This is a genomic window from Candidatus Pelagibacter sp. HIMB1483 (genome assembly GCF_052048135.1).
GTDB lineage: Bacteria > Pseudomonadota > Alphaproteobacteria > Pelagibacterales > Pelagibacteraceae > Pelagibacter.
In genome coordinates, this window is sequence record NZ_JBNAIM010000002.1 from 31,513 (window position 1) to 48,459 (window position 16,947).

Sequence of the window (16,947 nt, forward strand, 5' to 3'; positions counted from 1 at the left end):
TGGTGGGCGAAGAGAGAATCGAACTCTCACTTCTTGCGAAACACGATTTTGAGTCGTGCGCGTCTACCAGTTCCGCCATTCGCCCTTAATTGTTCTATATTTTATTAAATAGTATAAGAACTAAAATTATATTAAAACCAAAAAATGTTTAATACTATCTATAAAAAATGTTTGTATTTAGCAGCGCATAAAAGTTCAAAATACTACTTAGCTTTAGTTTCTTTTATCGAAAGTTCATTTTTTCCTATTCCACCCGATGTAATGGTAATACCAATGGTAATCTCAAAAAAAAATGATTTCATAAAAATCTTTTTTATTGCAACAATATTTTCTGTTTTGGGTGGTATATTAGGTTATTTTATTGGAGCATTCTTTTTTGAACTTGGCGCTCAAATAATGAGTTTTTATGGTTATGAAAATAAATTAAGTATTATTAAAGATAATCTAGTCAATAGTGAGGGTTTTTATGCTTGGCTTGGAATTCTTTTTTTAGCAGGGTTTACCCCTCTACCATACAAAGTCTTTACAATAGCGAGCGGTTTAATTGGATTTAATATTCTAATTTTTATTTTAATTAGCCTAATTTCAAGAGGACTACGTTTTTTCATTGTGTCTTATCTTTCGTATAAGTTTGGAGATATTTTTACAAAATTTATGGATAATCACGGGTCTAAATGGTTTACAGCCATAGGTATATTAATTGTTATATTTGCAATAATAATCTATTTGATATTTAAACATTATGTATAATTTTAAAATAATAACCTATTTAAAAATAATATTTTTAATTAGTTTTATCTCAATTCTTGTTGCATATTTCATCGAATATATTCTTGGTTATCAGCCTTGTAATCTGTGTCTCATAGAGCGGATTCCATATGGATTAGCTTTAATTTTAATAATTTTTAATTATGTTTTTAGTAAAAATAAGTATTTTTTTATTGTACTGCTAATTTTAACATTTTTATTTTCTTTTATTATATCATTTTATCATCTTGGTATAGAACAAGGTTTTTTTGAAGAATCAGCAGTTTGTGGATTAAAAAATTCATCTGAAATTATATCTAAAGAGGAATTATTAAAACAATTGCAAGTTAAAAATGTAAGTTGTAAAGATGTGACATTTAGAATTTTTGGGTTTTCACTCACTACAATTAATATAATAATTAGTTTATTTATAATATTTATATTAAGTAAAATATTTATTAACTATGAAAAATTCAAAAAATAGAACTGAAGAATTTATAAGAGTTGATCACGCTGGAGAGAGGGGTGCTGTTAAAATTTATGAAGGTCAATTGCTAGCCCTAAATACCTTGGTTAAAAATGAGAGTTTAAAGAAAACAATTGAAGAAATGAAAGTTCATGAGAAAGAACATTGTGATTTTTTTGAAAAAGAAATTAAAAGAAGAAAAATAAAACCAACAAAATTTTTACCTTTATGGGATTTATTAGGTGTTAGTTTGGGTTTTGGCTCAACCCTTCTTGGAAAAAAAGCAGCAATGTTATGTACTGCATCTGTGGAAGAAGTTATTGATAAACATTATCAAAATCAGATTAACCAACTAGGATCTGAAGAAAAAGCTCTTAAAAAAAAAATAATCAAATTTAGACAAGATGAATTACATCACAAAGACATAGCCTATGAAAAAGGTGCTACTAAAAAAGGTATTTATTCAATTATGGATAAGATAATTAAAACTGGTTCAAAAATAGCAATTAATATTTCAGAAAAAATTTAATTTAAGACTCTAACTCTACATCCCAATATAAATAATCCATCCAACTTTTATGTAAATAATTTGGAGGAAAATTTTTACCATTACGATGAAGGTCTTCAGTTGATGGCTGGTAAGGATACTGATTTAATTTCATGCCTGAAGTCTTTAATAATTTTCCACCCTTTTTTACATTACAAGCAGAACAAGCTGTTACCACATTATCCCAATGCGTTTCCCCACCTTTTGATCTTGGTAATAAATGGTCAAAAGTTAATTCCTCACCACTTCCACAATATTGACAAGAAAATTTATCTCTTAAAAAAACATTAAACCTTGTAAAACTTGGTTTTGATTGTGGGACGATATAATCCTTTAACGCAATAACACTTGGTAATTGCATATTAAATGATGGGCTTCTAACAACTCTATTATAATTACTAACTATAATTACTCTATCTAAAAAAACTGATTTTACTGTGTCTTGCCATGACCACAATGACAAAGGATAATAGCTTAAAGGTCTATAATCTGCATTTAAAACCAATGCTGGACATTTTTCTAATGACATGTTTTGTTCAAAAGTACTATTCATAATTTAAGTTTAGCTTAAATCAAAATTTATTTCAAGATTTAGGATTATTTAATTTTTTTAAAATATAATTTAGTGCGATACTCGATGCTTCAATAGGAATATGATGATCACAATTTTTTATAAGATGTGTCTCAATTTCTAAATTATTTCTAATAAAGAAATCTTTAGCTTCTAACATAAAGTTAGGTGAGACAACTTGGTCTGAATCTCCATGAATCAACAGAATGTTAGTTGTAGTTTTTTTTCTTAATAGTAAATCGTTTTGATTAATTATTTTTCCTGAAAAACCTACAACACAATTAAAAGGTTCATCAGATATCAAACCTAAATTTATTGACATCATACAACCCTGACTAAAACCTGATAAACAAATTTTATCATTTTTTAAATTAAATTCTTTTTTAATCTCACCAATAAATTGATATAATTTTTTCTCTGCTTTTATTGATTGAGCTAAGATATATTTAGGATCATCTTTTGTTAAGTCAAACCATTGATAACCGCTTGGGTTTATAGAGCAAGGTTCAGGTCCATTGGGACAAATAAATAATGTATTTGGCAAGTGTCTTTTCCAATTTAATGACAACATGCTTATGTCTTTTCCATCCCCTCCGTAACCATGAAGTAAAATAATAGCATTTTTAATGTCTTTATCTTTTTCTGGTTTAATCAAGGTCGTATCTAGGCAAAATGTCATACTGGATAATTTATGTTTTTTTTATTTTAAAACATTCTACAATACATTTATGATTTCAGGATTTGTAGTAAAAATATTATCAATTGTTCTATTAGTTGCAGTGGGAATAGTTCTCATACTTGGTATTGGCACTTTATTTAAAGGTGGAGAGACAAGTAAAAAATATTCAAATAAATTAATGCAGCTCAGAGTTTTGCTACAATTTATAGCTATATTAGCGTTAGTTGGCTTTGCTTACTTTTTTAAAAATTAATTATAATCAGATAACCAATTGATAAAATTTTGGTTGTTAAAATCAATTGATCCTATAATCCTAGCAAATTCAAGTCCATCTTTGTTTATTAATATTGTTGTAGGCACACCTCTTAATTGAAAAGTTTTTGCCAAGGTTTTTGGATTATCAAAATATATCTTTAAATTCTTAATATCCAAATCTTCAAAAAATTTTGAAGCTTTTTTTAAATCATCCTTTCCAACATTAATTGGAAATATTTTCAAATTATCTAAATTTTTGTCTGTTAGTAATTTATCTAGTGATGGCATCTCTTCTTTACATGGAGCACACCAGGTTGCCCAAAAATTCAATAAAATCAAATTTCCTTTTAAATCATCCAAATTAACTTGCTTATTTTGATCATTTAAAAAGCTCAAATTTTCATATTTTTTCAACTCTTTGTTAATTATAAGATTTTTTATATCATAAACTTCTTCTGCGTAAGAGTTGGCTATTAAAAAAATAAATATTATTAAAAATCTCATGTTAAATAGGTATACTTAATTATCATGACAAAAAATAAAAACAACCAGGCAATATGGAGTACTAGAATAAAGAAAAATACTTCATTACTTTTTCAAAAAGTAGGTAGTTCTATTGAAATTGATAAAAGATTATACAAAGAGGATATTGTTGGATCTATTGCTCATGTCGAAATGTTATTTAAACAAAAAATTATATCTTTTAAAATCAAAAATAAAATTGTTTTTGGTCTTAATAAGATTAAAAGCGAAATATCTAATAATAAATTTGAATTTAATAATAAATATGAAGATATTCATATAAATATTGAAAAGAGGCTTTTTCAAATTATTGGTGAAGAAGCTGGCTTTGTTCACACTGCCAGATCAAGAAATGATCAAATAATTACAGATTTTAAAATTTGGATTAAAACAAACACTAAAGAAATTGATATCTTATTGGACACTATAATCAAAAATATTCTTAAATTAGCTGAAAAAAATATTCATACTATTATGCCAGGTTTTACTCATTTAAAAAATGCTCAAGCAGTTTCATTCGCACATTATTTAATGGCCTATGTTGAAATGTTTAAAAGAGATAAAAATAGATTTAACAATAATTTAAAAAGCTTAAATGAAAACCCTTTAGGTGTAGCTGCTTTGAGCGGAACTTCTTTTAATATAGATAGAAATTATACAACAAAAAAGTTAGGTTTTGAAAAACCTACAAATAATTCTATTGATACGGTATCAGATAGAGATTTTGTTTTAGATTTTCTTTATAGTGTTTCTGTATGTTCTATGCATATTTCTAGAATTTCTGAGGAATTAATAATTTGGAATTCCGATGCTTTCAAACTAATTAACTTATCAGATAAAATAGTTACGGGATCTTCTATTATGCCCCAGAAAAAGAATCCAGATCTTTTAGAATACCTGAGAGGAAAATCAGGAATCACTTATGGAAACTTATTTTCTATGCTTACAATTTTAAAAGGTTTGCCCTTATCATATTTTAAAGATTTACAGGATGATAAAGAAATCATTTTTAAATCAAATGACACTTTAATTAATTGTTTAAAAATATTTGATGAAGTTCTCAAAAATTTTAAACCAAATAAAAAAAAAATGCTAGAACTGGCAAGTTCAGGATATATTACAGCAACTGATTTAGCAGATTATTTTGTAAAAAACCTATCTATGTCATTTAGGACAGCGTACAAAAGAACTGCTGCTATTGTAAATTTGGCTGAAAAAAGAAATAAAACCCTTGATCAATTAACTATCGAAGAATTAAAGAAAATTGAGCCAAAACTCACAAAAGATGTTTTAAAAGTGTTTGATTTAAACAATTCTGTTGACTCAAAAAAATCATATGGCGGAACATCTTTTGATAATATTAAAAAAATGATAATGAAATATAAAAAGTTAAAATGATTAAAAAAATTATTTTGAGTCTAATTGTTTGTTTAATAATATTTTCCTGTGGAAAAAAAGGGGATCCTGAATATAAAGAACCTGGAAATAATGCTAAATTACAAATTTTCTTTATAAACAAAGTTTAATGAAATTTAAAAGTAATAAACTTAAAATTGAAAATGTAACAGTTCAAAGCATTGCTAGAAAATATGGAACACCAACATATTGTTACTCCTACAAACAACTAAGAGAAAATATTCTAAAATTTAAAAAAAATTTTAAATCTTTTTCACCATTAATATGTTTTGCAATTAAATCAAATACCAACCTAAATTTAATAAAGCAAATAAAAAAATTTGGACTTGGAGCAGATGTGGTATCATTAGGGGAATTAATTTTAGCATTAAAAGCTGGTATAAATCCAAAAAAAATTGTTTTTTCAGGTGTTGGTAAAACAGCTAAAGAATTAAGTTATGCAATAGATAAAAATATTTTATTAATTAATGCTGAATCAAAAAGTGAAATATATGAAATTGAAAGAATTGCAAAATTAAAAAGAAAAAAAGTCCAAATAGGAATTAGATTAAATCCAAATACAGATGCAAAAACTTTAAATCAAATCTCTACTGGTAAAAAAGAAAATAAATTTGGTGTAAATAGCAAACTCTTTTATGAACTAGTTAAATTTTGTAAGAGTTCTAAAAATATAAATCTCAAATGCTTAAGCGTACATATAGGAAGCCAAATCTTAAACCATAAACCTTACGAAAAGATGCTTAAAGTTATTGATAAAATAATTACAAAAACCAACTATAACTTTGATTTTATTGATTTAGGCGGTGGAATGGGTATAGCATATGATGAAGAATCAAAAAAACTTAACTACAGTAAATATAGTTCAGCCATTAAAAAATTTCTAAAAAATAAAAAAATGAAAATAATATTTGAACCAGGAAGAGCTATTGTAGGAAATACTGGAATTTTAGTTTCAAAAATTATTTATATAAAAAAAAATGATAAAAAAAATTTTATTATAATTGATGCTGCAATGAATGATTTGATAAGACCAGCACTTTATGGAGCAGTTCATCAAATATTACCATCAATTAAAAAGAATAAAAAATCAAAAAAAATTTATGAATTTGTTGGGCCAATATGTGAAAGCACAGATAAATTTTCATCTATTAAAAATTTTCAGTTATTAGAAGAAAGTGACATAATTGCTATTTGTGATGTTGGTGCATACGGAATGTCATTAAGTTCAAACTATAATCTTAGGCCTAAACCATTAGAAATATTGATTAATGGATCAAAAATTAGAGTTATTAAAAAAAGGCAAAAATATAGAGATATAATTTAACTTTCTACATTAATGATTAGAAGTGTCATATTTTCATTTTTCTTTTTTATTGGAATAATTTTTATTTCAATAATTTTTTTACCAGCACTAATTTTACCTCAAAGGATTACTCTTATTGGTGGAAAATTAATGGGACATTGGGCAAGTTTCTGTTTAAAATTTTTTTTGTCTACAAAAATTATTGTCAAAGGTAAAGAAAATATAATTAATGATGAAAAATTTTTCATTGCCTCATCACATCAATCAATGTTTGAAACATTTTATCTACAAACAATTTTTAATTCTCCAGTTTTTATACTTAAAAAAGAATTACTTTTAATACCTGTTTTTGGGTGGTATTTAAAAAAAATTGGATCTATCTCAATTAAAAGAAACAAAATATCAAAAGAAAACTTAAATTTCTTCGAAGATATTTCAAAATCAGTCTTAAACTCTAACCGACCTCTAATAATTTTTCCTCAAGGAACTAGAGTTTTACCTATTGAAAGACCTCCTTTTAAAAAAGGGGCTTCTAGAATTTATCAAGAATTAAAAATTTCATGTCAGCCAATAGCTATCAATTCTGGTTACGTTTGGCCTAAAAAAGGTATTAAACAAAGTAATAAAACTATAACTATTTCAATTTTAAAACCGATCAAAGCTAATTACTCAAAAGAAGAATTTCTCAATATTTTAGAGGATAATATTTATTCTGAATTGAATTTATTAAACTAACCCTTCATTGGCATGACAACAAAAATACTATCATAATCTCCTGGATCTTTGATTAATGCAGGTGAACCTGTGTCATTTAAAAATAATTCGATTCTCTCTCCATCAATTTGAGAGGCTACATCAATTAAATATTTAGAATTGAAGCTAATCTCTAAATCATGATCAAATTTTACAACAATTGTCTCTTTTCCATCTCCACTATTAGCATTATTCACTGATAAATTTAAAGTATCTTTTGTCAGATTAAATTTTACTCCATCTTTTTTATCAAGTGACACTGAAGCCACACGATCTACTGAGTCTTGAAAAAGTTTAAGGTTAATGTCTAATTTTTTTTGATTATTTTTTGGTATGACTTGTATATAATTTGGGAATTTTCCATCAATTAACTTTGAAATCAAAATACTATTATTTAATTCAAATTTAATTTTTGATTTTATATTTGAAACTTTTATATCTCCATCATAGTTTTCTAATAACGAACATAGCTGAAAAATAGTTTTTTTTGGTAGAATCACAGGCTCGAAATCTTTTTTTTTGTCTAATCTTAATTTAGAGATAGACATTCGATGACTATCTGTTGCTACTGCAGTAAGATAGTGTTTATCTTCAACTTCTGTTTGATGTAAGTAGATACCACTTAAATAATGTCTTGTTTCATCATTTGATATCGAAAATTTGCACTTATTTAATAATTTTAACAAATCTTTAGAATTTATTATAAATTCATTTTCATTAAAATTTTCATCAGTTAGAGGATATTCTGATGCACTTATACAATTTAAATTAAATATAGATTTTTCAGATTCTAAATGCAGTTTATTTGTATCAGTTAAATTTAAATTTATTTTTTTTCCTGAGGAAAGTTTTCTAACTATATCATAAATAGTTGATAATGTAGTTGTGGTTTTACCTTGCTCTTCAACTTCAATGTTATTCAATTGATGAATAAAAATTAAATCTAAATCTGTCGCAGTAATAGTTAATTTTGTATTTTTAACATCTAAAAGTATATTTGATAATATTGGAAGTGTGCTTCTCTTTTCTATTACTCCTTGACAGTAATTTAACGCTTGTTGAAGATCTTGTTGATTTACATTAAATTTCATTTTCTTTATTATACAGTATTTGATTTTTGAGCTTGTTAATATTATCTATCATATCTGGATCTATTTCTTTTAACTTCTCTATAGTTTTCACTGAGTGTATTATTGTCGTATGATCTCTATTTGAAAACTCTCTTCCAATTTCTGGCAATGATTTTGAAGTTAAAATTTTTGTCAAATATATAGCTGTTTGCCTTGGTCTTACTAAATATCTAGATCTTCTAGACGACAACATTTCATTTTTGCTAATTTTAAAAAATTTACAAACGATAGTCTGGATTAAATCTATGGTAACTTTATTCTCATTAAGATTTAGTAAATCTTTCAAAACAACTTTTGTCTCAGCTAAGTTGGGCATTTTGTTATAAATTCTCGAAAACGATATAATTCGGTTAATAGCCCCTACTAATTCCCTTATACTAGCTGTAATCTCTTTGCTGATAAAATCTTTTATATCTGTTGATATTTTAAATTGGTCAGAATGTAAGTTGTTAAATTCTTGTAGTTTTTGTTCTATAATTTTTTTTCTAAGATCATAATCAGGTTTTTGGATATCAACAACTAAGCCACCTGCAAATCTAGATTTTATTCTTTCCTGAATTCTAGATAATTTATTTGGAGCTCTATCAGCGGAAATGATAATTTGTGATTCTTTATCAAGAAGTGCATTAAAAGTATGAAAAAACTCTTCTTGCATCGCCTCTTTACCATTCATGAACTGTATGTCGTCAATTAGCAATATATCTGTATTTCTAAAATAATCTTTAAATTTAACCATATCGTTGGTTTTAATTGATTTTACAAATTGATACATAAAACGTTCAGCTGAAATAAACATAACTTTGTTATTTTTTTTCAATTCATAAGCTATTGAATTTAAAAGGTGCGTTTTTCCCATGCCCACACCACCATAAATATAAAGTGGGTTATAATGAGAAATATTTTCTGAAACCTTTAATGATGCTTCGTAAGCTAGTTTATTACTTGCTCCTATAATAAAGTTTTCAAACTTTTTATTAGGATCTATACGGTTATATTGCAAATATGAATCCTTGATGAATGAAATATTTTCATTTTTGTCTGGATTCTTAGAATTTACTTCATTTTCTTTAATATATCTTTTTGGTTCTATAATTTTAAATTCAACACGAATAATATCTTTTCTAAACAATCTAATAATATTTAATATTTGATCTAAATATCTTGAGACAATCCAATCGCGAATGAACCTTGTTGGTACTGACAATAATACATAATTATTAATCTCTTCAACAAAATCAATTTTTTTTAACCAACTTTCATAAATATCTAACCCTAATTTATTTTTCATTTGATCCTGAATTAACTTCCAGTCAATCTTCTGAGCGTTAGAACTATTTAACTTTTTGTTTATGTTAGAATTATTCATAAATGTTGGAGAAAGTTCAGTTAGAACTATAATTGGAATTTTGCAACAAATAATTTATTAAAAATAAAAAAAAATAAAATCTAGGATTGTGCAAATTTTACAATAATAAAAAAAATATTTTATAAAAATTTATTTATTTAAATTTAGAAATAAAATTTATAATTGAATAAAATATATTTATTTATTTACTAAATCTAAATCTTGTATTGAAAAAATTTTTAATCGCAGATCATGTAGAATTAAAAGTTGTATTATTAAACAACCTGAAGTGTTATTTAATTAATTAAAGCAATTTTTTTAGTAAATCTTGAAACATTTCTTGAAGCATTTTGTTTCTTAATTATACCAGACTTTGCTATTTTCATTAGTTCTGAATTCAACTTAGGTAAGAACTTTAGAGCTTCTGATTTCTTTTTGCTCTCGATTAATGTATTCATTTTTTTTATAGCATTTTTATATCTGCTTTTTCTTGCTCTATTAACAGCAGTCTGTTTTGCTATTCTTCTTATTCTTTTAATTGCAGATTTTGTGTTAGCCATGCGCAGGGGTATAACTTGAGATTTTATATTGGTCAATTAAATAATTGATCATAATTGGCATAAATTACAAAAAAAAGTAGATCTGTTTGAAATAATTTTTTTTTTAATAATACCACTGCATCCAATTCTTTTACAACTTAATCCATTTCTTTCATAAACATTAAAATTTTTTTGAAAATTTCCCTTTTTACCAGAAGTGTTCTTAAAATCTCTTATACTTGAACCTCCTTCTTTAATGGCTTTAAGGAGAATTTTTTTTGAATTAATTACGATTCTTTCACAATCTTTTCTTCCTATTAAAAATGCTTTTTTGTGAGGTTTTATTTTACTTAAGAATAAAATCTCACTTGCATATATATTTCCAATTCCTGATACAAAATTCTGATCAAGTAAAAAATTTTTCACAGTCCTTTTTTTTTTGCTAAAATATGAAAGAATATATTTTACATTAAATTCTGATTGGAATGGTTCGGGACCATATTTTGAAAATTTTTTTTTTAGTAAAGATGAATCTTTTATAATTTCAAAAAAACCAAATCTTCTTGGATCATTATAAATAATTTTTAAATTTTTAAAAATTATTTCTACATGATTGTGTTTTTTTGGTAAAGTAGGTGAACTATAAAAACTTGCATTAGTAATAAAGTTTTTTTTATTATTATTTATGATATGAATTGTCCCAGTCATGCCTAAGTGTAACAAACAATAACTACCATTTAAAAAACAGAAAATTATATACTTTGAAAATCTTTTAATCTTTATGATTTTTTGAAATTTTAAAAAACTCTCAAAATTAGCAGGAATTTTTAATCTAAGTTTGTGATTTCTAACTATCACTTTTTTTATCTTTTGATTCCTAACCTTTTTATTCAGTGATTGTCTTACAATTTCTACTTCTGGTAATTCTGGCATTTAATACTATATTGAATATATATTTTTTTTTATGCAACAATATCTTCAAAATAGAAAAGGGCTAGTTCAAAATGTCTTTGATAAAGTTTATGATCGATATGATCTTATGAATGATTTTATGTCTTTTGGAATTCATCGATTATGGAAAAAAAATATGCTAAATATGATGAATCCTTCTAGAAACCAGAAAATAATTGACGTTGCATGTGGTACGGGTGACATAGCTAAACTCTTTTTAGAAAATGTAAATAAATTTTCTAAAATTACATGTGTTGATCCAAATAAAGGAATGATAAATAAAGGTAAAGAAAAATTAAGCAAGTATAAGAGTTTAAGTTGGATTATAGCGCCTGCAGAAAAACTACCTATTAAGGACGATTCATTTGATTTTTACACAATAAGCTTTGGTTTAAGGAATACTAAAAATCTTGATAAATCTCTAGCTGAAGCTTATCGGGTTTTAAAACCTGGTGGAAGATTTTTGTGTCTTGAATTCTCAAAAATACAGAATTCAGGTCTTAATTTAATTTATAAAAATTATTCAAAAATTATACCAACAATTGGAAAATTCATTGTCGGTGAAAATGAACCTTATGAATATCTTGTTAAAAGTATAGAAGATTTCATAAATCAAAATGAATTAATTGATTTAATGGAAAAACAAAATTTTAAAAAATGTACTTATAGAAATCTATCTGGAGGTATAGTTTCTATACATAGCGGATGGAAAATTTAATGATTAAAAAATTAATAACACTGTTTTATCTTGGAAGAAAAGTTGCTAAATCTGATATATTAAACATAGTATCAAAATTTCAAGAACCTCCTCTAGCCATAAAGATACTCTTTAAAGTTTTATCTTTTTCTTTTTCTGGGCAAAAAAAGATAAACAGAGATAAAGACGAAGGAGAAAGATTATCTAGCTCTCTTGAATCGATGGGTACAACATTTATAAAACTTGGTCAGTTTTTAGCTACAAGACCAGACATTATTGGAGAAGAGCTTTCAAAAAAATTAGAAAATCTTCAGGATAAATTACCTCCATTTTCATTACTTCAAGCGCAAGAAATAATAAAAAATGATTTAGGAAAAGATACATATAATTCTATAATTAACTTGAGTGATCCAGTTGCAGCCGCTTCTATTGCACAAGTTCACAAAGCTCAAATAAATGATGACGGTACCATAAAAGAAGTAGCAATTAAAATTCTAAGACCAAATATTAAAAAAATATTTAATGAAGAAATAGATGCAATTATGCTTTTTGCTTTTTTAGTTGAGTCGTTTATAAAAAAAACAAAAAGACTTAAATTAGTTGAAGTAGTTTTTTTATTAAAAGAAATTACAAATTTAGAAATGGACCTAAGATTTGAGGCCGCTGCAGCAAATGAATACGCTGAAAATACTAAAAATGATGTGGGATTTAAGGTACCTCAAATTTATTGGAATTATACAAGTGAAAATGTAATGACGTTAGATTGGATTGATGGAATATCGATCAGAGAAACCCAAGAGCTCAAAAATAAAAATTTTGATACTAAAAAAATTGCAGAAGACATTATTCAAAATTTTTTAAGACATGCTGTAAGAGATGGTTTTTTTCATGCCGATATGCATCAAGGAAATATTTTTATAGATAAAGATGGTCAAATTGTACCTATTGATTTTGGTATTATGGGTAGATTAGATGAGATGAGCAAAAGATTTCTAGCTGAGATATTGTTTGGTTTTATTCAAAGAGATTACCGTAAAGTTGCTGAAGTACATTTAATTGCAGGCTTAGTTCCAAAACAAGTTCCAATAGATGACCTTGCACAGGCATTGAGATCAATTGGAGAACCAATTTTTGGTCAAGCGGTGAAAGATATTTCTGGAGGAAAATTATTAAAACAACTTTTTGATGTAACTGAAAAATTTAACATGCAAACACAACCTCAATTACTTATGCTACAAAAAACAATGGTTGTTGTTGAGGGAGTAGCAAGAAAATTAAATCCTGAAACAAACATTTGGACAACATCAAAACCTGTGCTTGAAAGCTGGCTAAAAGAAACTAAAGATCCGATGACAAAATTAAACGAGACTCTTAAAAATACATCAGAAGTAATCAAAAGATTACCAGATTTTCCAGAAATAATGGATAAAGCTAATCAAGCTCTTACTTACTTAGCTAGTGGGCAAATACCTCAAAACTCCAACTCTTATACAGCTTTGAATAATCAAAAGTCAGAAATGACAGCTTTTAAAAATCAATCTATTATTGGATTATTAGTTCTTGTAATTTTTGGTCTATTGGTATTTTAATTCACACGATGAATAATTTGAACAATAAAAAAATTCTACTAATAATTTGTGGAGGAATAGCTGCTTACAAAAGTCTTGAGATAATAAGACTTCTTAAAAAATGTGGTGTAATTATAAAAACAATCCTTACCAAGAATGGTGCTGAATTTGTAACACCTCTTTCGATTACTTCGTTATCTCAATCAAAAGTTTATCAAGATCTTTTCAATATAGAAGATGAAGCAGAAATGGATCATATTAGCCTTTCTAGATGGGCAGATTTAATTTTAATTGCTCCTGCAACAGCTAATACAATATCTAAACTTGCCAATGGAAATTCTGATGATTTAGCATCCACTGTTGCTCTTGCATCAAACAAAAAAATTTTCATTGCTCCTGCAATGAATGTAAGAATGTGGGATCATCAATCTACTAAACAAAATATAGCTAAACTAAAAACTTATAACTATAAATTAATTGGTCCTGAAATAGGAGATATGGCATGTGGTGAATACGGTGAAGGAAAAATGTCTGAACCAATAAGTATAGTAAATGAATTAGAAAACTATTTTAAAAGTTTAAAAAAAAACAATAAGTTAAAAGCAATAGTAACCGCAGGACCTACTAATGAATACATTGATCCAGTAAGATTTATTACAAATAAATCAAGCGGAAAACAAGGATATGAGATTGCAAAATCGTTATCAAACAAAGGTTTTGACACAACCTTAATTTCTGGACCAACAAATTTGAAAGTAAATGACAATATTAATTTAATTAAGATTGAAACTGCTGAAGAAATGTTTCAGTCAACACTTAATAGCTTACCTGCTGATGTTGCAATATTTTCTGCAGCAGTCAGTGATTATAAAGTAAAAAATGTTTCTAAAGAAAAAATTAAAAAAAAAGATAATCTCAATTTAGAATTAGAGAAAAATGTAGATATTCTAAATTACATTTCTAATCATAATTCTTTGAGACCAAAGCTTGTAATTGGATTTGCTGCAGAAACAAACAATTTAGAAAAACATGCTTATGAAAAACTAAATGAAAAAAGTTGTGATTGGATAATTGGAAATGATGTATCTAATAAGAAAATTGGATTTGATTCAGATTTTAATGAAGTGTCAATTTTTTATAAAAATAAAAATTCTGAAAAAATTAAATATAAACCTAAATCTGAAATTTCAGATGAAGTCGTAGAAAAAATTATTAATCATTTGAATTAATGGTTAAAGTTTTAATCAAAAAATTAAGTGCCAATGTCCAATTGCCCATATACAAAACTAATGGTGCATCTGGCATGGATTTGATGGCTTTTGTAGAAAAACCAATTAATTTAAAACCAGGTAAATCTTGTCTTGTTCCAACTGGCTTGTCAGTTGCATTCCCGAAAGAATATGAAATTCAAATTAGACCAAGGTCTGGCTTAGCAGCAAAAAATAATATAAGTGTTTTAAATACACCAGGAACCATTGATAGCGATTATAGAGGTGAAATTAAAATTATTTTATTTAATCACGGGAGTGAAAATTTTATAATTAACAACAAAGATAGAGTTGCTCAAATGGTATTAACTCCAATTATAAAAATGGAATTAGAGGAAACAAAAGAACTTCCAGAGTCTATAAGGGGTGAGGGAGGTTTTGGATCAACTGGTAAATGAAAAATACTTTAAACAAATCTCAAGTAGAAAGATTTTCAAGACAATTAGTTTTAAAAGATATAGGTGCTAAAGGACAAAAGAAAATTATGACCTCTAAAGTTTTGATTGTTGGATTAGGTGGTTTAGGGTGCCCTGCAGCAGAAAATCTAGTAAGAGCAGGCATTGGTACTATAGGCTTAATAGACAATGATATTGTTAACCTTTCAAACATTCATAGACAAAGTTTATTTAATTCAAAAGATATAAAAAAAACAAAGGTTAGTATAGCGGCAAAAAAACTAAAAGAAATAAATCCACTTACAAAGATTAAAACTTACAAATCAAGACTCAACAGAAATAATATTGAAAAGATAATTAAAAATTATGAACTTATTGTTGATGGTACTGATAATTTTAAAACTAAATTCTTAATTAATGATTACTGTATGAAATTAAAAAAAAAACTAGTAACTGGTGCTATAAGTAAATTTGATGGTCATATATTTACATTTGACTTCAAAAATAAAAAGACAGCATCATTAAAAAATTTTTACCAAGAAAAAGAGATTTCTGATGATATTTTAAATTGTGAATTTGAAGGAGTTCTGGGTACAACCGCGTCAGTAGTAGGCACTACCCAAGCAAATGAAGCTTTAAAAATGATAATGGAGATTGGTCAAAACTTGAAAAATCAAATATTAATTATAGACCTATTAAATCTTAATTTTAGAAAAGTTAAATTTAAAAAAAAATAATGAAAAAAATTTTTTTTTTAACATTTATTTGGCTTTTAGTTCCATCTTATTTAGTTTCAGATGAAATATTTCTTTCTTTAAAAAAAAATAAAGTAAACGTAAGATATGGTCCAAGTTTTGAGTCACCAATTAAATTTGTGTATAAAAAAATTCATTTACCAATAAAACAAATTGATAAGAAAGAAAATTGGAGAAGAATTATAGATTCTAAAAATAATAGTGGATGGATACATTGGTCTCAATTAAAAAAAATCAATTCTATAATTCCTTTAGAAGATAAAATTTTATTTAAAAATCCTTCCAATTTTTCAAAACCTATAGCGAAAATTAAAGAAGGTCGGCTTTTAATAGTTCAAAAATGTGAAGGCGAATGGTGCAAAGTTAAAACCAAAAAAATCAAAGGTTGGATTAAAATAGATAATGTTTGGGGCTTAGTTAATTAAACGGATTTTCCAAAACACAAGCAACTAAATGTATTCTATCTTGTTCTCCACCATTGAAAAAATTATGATACTTTCTATTATTCGTGATCGTGACTGATCCATCTGCTGGTAAATGTTTTGCGACGTTTTCTATTACCATTGAACAACCTGGATTTGTAATAATTGGTACATGTAATCTTGGTTCTGGATCTTTATGCCAGCTTAGTGTAGATCTAGGTTCCTTTAATAACAACCTTACTCTTCCAAGTTTAAAACGCTTACTTAAAACTTCATAAACTTCCTTGAAATAAGTGTTGTGAAATTCAGGAACTAACTGAGTATATTTAGACTCATCTATTTGGATGTCTCTGGATACTTCTTTTCCAGTCTCATCAGGAATAGTCCAATATTGTCCTCTTAATTTGTGCCCTTTAATAGAGTCATCGTCGTTAGGTATCTGATTAACTGGTATAGCTCCAAAATGAGTTATACCTGGTGTATTGAACTTTCTTCTTTTTAATACAAGCTCTAAATCTGATCGAAGTCTTAATATATCAAATTTTAAATTTGGAACCTGATAAAAATCAGCAAACATATTTTCTTGTGCTAAATTCATTAACCTTCTTTAATTAAATA

At 26.3% G+C, this 16,947-nt stretch carries 22 protein-coding genes and 1 tRNA gene; 14 read left to right on the forward strand and 9 right to left on the reverse strand.

The genetic code is table 11. From position 1 onward, the window contains the following. Positions 1–85: transfer RNA gene (locus tag ACTTAV_RS00790), tRNA-Leu, on the reverse strand. Positions 86–144: 59 nt separating this feature from the next. Here ACTTAV_RS00790 and ACTTAV_RS00795 point away from each other — a divergent pair. The 3 genes from ACTTAV_RS00795 to ACTTAV_RS00805 are packed head-to-tail and all read left to right on the forward strand — an operon-like array spanning position 145 to position 1,742. Then, positions 145–750 (forward strand): YqaA family protein, encoded by a 606-nt coding sequence (locus ACTTAV_RS00795; protein WP_440669547.1) that lies wholly within the window; start codon positions 145–147, stop codon positions 748–750. After that, positions 743–1,231, forward strand: a complete 489-nt coding sequence (locus tag ACTTAV_RS00800; RefSeq protein ID WP_440669549.1) for a disulfide bond formation protein B — start codon at positions 743–745, stop codon at positions 1,229–1,231. The genes ACTTAV_RS00795 and ACTTAV_RS00800 overlap by 8 nt, the downstream gene beginning before the upstream one ends. Then, a complete protein-coding gene (locus ACTTAV_RS00805; RefSeq protein ID WP_440669550.1) occupies positions 1,212–1,742 on the forward strand; it encodes a demethoxyubiquinone hydroxylase family protein in 531 nt (176 codons plus the stop codon). The genes ACTTAV_RS00800 and ACTTAV_RS00805 overlap by 20 nt, the downstream gene beginning before the upstream one ends. Before the next feature lies 1 nt (position 1,743). Here ACTTAV_RS00805 and ACTTAV_RS00810 read toward each other — a convergent pair whose 3' ends face one another. Both ACTTAV_RS00810 and ACTTAV_RS00815 read right to left on the reverse strand, forming a co-directional pair. Next, on the reverse strand, positions 1,744–2,313 hold the full coding sequence (locus tag ACTTAV_RS00810; protein ID WP_440669551.1) for an HNH endonuclease: 570 nt from the start codon (positions 2,311–2,313) through the stop codon (positions 1,744–1,746). Positions 2,314–2,344: 31 nt separating this feature from the next. Further along, on the reverse strand, positions 2,345–3,010 hold the full coding sequence (locus ACTTAV_RS00815; protein WP_440669552.1) for an alpha/beta hydrolase: 666 nt from the start codon (positions 3,008–3,010) through the stop codon (positions 2,345–2,347). Between the two features lie 49 nt (positions 3,011–3,059). Between ACTTAV_RS00815 and ACTTAV_RS00820 the strand changes: the two genes are divergently transcribed. Continuing rightward, complete coding sequence (locus tag ACTTAV_RS00820; RefSeq protein WP_440669553.1) at positions 3,060–3,263, forward strand: twin transmembrane helix small protein; 204 nt, start codon at positions 3,060–3,062, stop codon at positions 3,261–3,263. On the opposite strand, the gene ACTTAV_RS00825 is transcribed toward ACTTAV_RS00820, so the two are convergent. After that, the gene (locus ACTTAV_RS00825; RefSeq protein ID WP_440669554.1) at positions 3,260–3,769 is read right to left on the reverse strand and encodes a TlpA family protein disulfide reductase; all 510 of its coding nucleotides are present in this window, start codon (positions 3,767–3,769) and stop codon (positions 3,260–3,262) included. The genes ACTTAV_RS00820 and ACTTAV_RS00825 overlap by 4 nt on opposite strands. 24 nt (positions 3,770–3,793) lie before the next feature. Here ACTTAV_RS00825 and argH point away from each other — a divergent pair, with 24 nt between their 5' ends. From argH to ACTTAV_RS00845, 4 genes are read left to right on the forward strand one after another with little or no spacing between them, the layout of a single operon-like run. Continuing rightward, on the forward strand, positions 3,794–5,185 hold the full coding sequence (gene argH / locus ACTTAV_RS00830) for an argininosuccinate lyase (protein ID WP_440669555.1): 1,392 nt from the start codon (positions 3,794–3,796) through the stop codon (positions 5,183–5,185). Next, positions 5,182–5,313: a hypothetical protein gene (locus ACTTAV_RS00835; RefSeq protein WP_440669556.1), complete on the forward strand. Its 132-nt coding sequence runs from the start codon at positions 5,182–5,184 to the stop codon at positions 5,311–5,313. Before argH ends, ACTTAV_RS00835 begins: the two co-directional genes overlap by 4 nt. After that, the gene (gene lysA, locus ACTTAV_RS00840; protein WP_440669558.1) at positions 5,313–6,527 is read left to right on the forward strand and encodes a diaminopimelate decarboxylase; all 1,215 of its coding nucleotides are present in this window, start codon (positions 5,313–5,315) and stop codon (positions 6,525–6,527) included. The genes ACTTAV_RS00835 and lysA overlap by 1 nt, the downstream gene beginning before the upstream one ends. A gap of 12 nt (positions 6,528–6,539) precedes the next feature. Continuing rightward, on the forward strand, positions 6,540–7,241 hold the full coding sequence (locus ACTTAV_RS00845; protein WP_440669559.1) for a lysophospholipid acyltransferase family protein: 702 nt from the start codon (positions 6,540–6,542) through the stop codon (positions 7,239–7,241). Here the strand turns inward: ACTTAV_RS00845 and dnaN are convergent. From dnaN to mutM, 4 genes are all read right to left on the reverse strand, one after another. Beyond that, complete coding sequence (dnaN, locus tag ACTTAV_RS00850; protein WP_440669561.1) at positions 7,238–8,350, reverse strand: DNA polymerase III subunit beta; 1,113 nt, start codon at positions 8,348–8,350, stop codon at positions 7,238–7,240. The genes ACTTAV_RS00845 and dnaN overlap by 4 nt on opposite strands. Next, the gene (gene dnaA / locus ACTTAV_RS00855) at positions 8,340–9,755 is read right to left on the reverse strand and encodes a chromosomal replication initiator protein DnaA (RefSeq protein WP_440669563.1); all 1,416 of its coding nucleotides are present in this window, start codon (positions 9,753–9,755) and stop codon (positions 8,340–8,342) included. Before dnaA ends, dnaN begins: the two co-directional genes overlap by 11 nt. 275 nt (positions 9,756–10,030) lie before the next feature. Beyond that, positions 10,031–10,294, reverse strand: coding sequence for a 30S ribosomal protein S20 (gene rpsT, locus ACTTAV_RS00860; RefSeq protein ID WP_440669564.1), 264 nt, complete (start codon positions 10,292–10,294; stop codon positions 10,031–10,033). A 48-nt stretch (positions 10,295–10,342) separates the two neighbouring features. Further along, a complete protein-coding gene (gene mutM / locus ACTTAV_RS00865) occupies positions 10,343–11,206 on the reverse strand; it encodes a bifunctional DNA-formamidopyrimidine glycosylase/DNA-(apurinic or apyrimidinic site) lyase (protein ID WP_440669565.1) in 864 nt (287 codons plus the stop codon). Positions 11,207–11,237: 31 nt separating this feature from the next. Here mutM and ubiE point away from each other — a divergent pair, with 31 nt between their 5' ends. From ubiE to ACTTAV_RS00895, 6 genes are read left to right on the forward strand one after another with little or no spacing between them, the layout of a single operon-like run. Beyond that, positions 11,238–11,942 carry a bifunctional demethylmenaquinone methyltransferase/2-methoxy-6-polyprenyl-1,4-benzoquinol methylase UbiE gene (gene ubiE / locus ACTTAV_RS00870; RefSeq protein ID WP_440669566.1) on the forward strand — a complete coding sequence of 235 codons (705 nt, stop codon included), beginning with the start codon at positions 11,238–11,240 and terminating at the stop codon, positions 11,940–11,942. Beyond that, complete coding sequence (gene ubiB, locus ACTTAV_RS00875) at positions 11,942–13,510, forward strand: 2-polyprenylphenol 6-hydroxylase (RefSeq protein ID WP_440669568.1); 1,569 nt, start codon at positions 11,942–11,944, stop codon at positions 13,508–13,510. Before ubiE ends, ubiB begins: the two co-directional genes overlap by 1 nt. An 8-nt stretch (positions 13,511–13,518) precedes the next feature. Continuing rightward, a complete protein-coding gene (coaBC, locus tag ACTTAV_RS00880; protein WP_440669569.1) occupies positions 13,519–14,718 on the forward strand; it encodes a bifunctional phosphopantothenoylcysteine decarboxylase/phosphopantothenate--cysteine ligase CoaBC in 1,200 nt (399 codons plus the stop codon). Next, positions 14,718–15,155, forward strand: coding sequence for a dUTP diphosphatase (gene dut / locus ACTTAV_RS00885; protein WP_440669571.1), 438 nt, complete (start codon positions 14,718–14,720; stop codon positions 15,153–15,155). The genes coaBC and dut overlap by 1 nt, the downstream gene beginning before the upstream one ends. Further along, on the forward strand, positions 15,152–15,889 hold the full coding sequence (locus tag ACTTAV_RS00890; protein ID WP_440669573.1) for a HesA/MoeB/ThiF family protein: 738 nt from the start codon (positions 15,152–15,154) through the stop codon (positions 15,887–15,889). The genes dut and ACTTAV_RS00890 overlap by 4 nt, the downstream gene beginning before the upstream one ends. Further along, on the forward strand, positions 15,889–16,332 hold the full coding sequence (locus ACTTAV_RS00895; protein WP_440669574.1) for an SH3 domain-containing protein: 444 nt from the start codon (positions 15,889–15,891) through the stop codon (positions 16,330–16,332). The genes ACTTAV_RS00890 and ACTTAV_RS00895 overlap by 1 nt, the downstream gene beginning before the upstream one ends. Here the strand turns inward: ACTTAV_RS00895 and ACTTAV_RS00900 are convergent. Beyond that, positions 16,325–16,927 carry an aspartyl/asparaginyl beta-hydroxylase domain-containing protein gene (locus tag ACTTAV_RS00900; RefSeq protein ID WP_440669575.1) on the reverse strand — a complete coding sequence of 201 codons (603 nt, stop codon included), beginning with the start codon at positions 16,925–16,927 and terminating at the stop codon, positions 16,325–16,327. The two genes, ACTTAV_RS00895 and ACTTAV_RS00900, sit on opposite strands and share 8 nt — an antisense overlap. Positions 16,928–16,947: the final 20 nt, after the last annotated feature.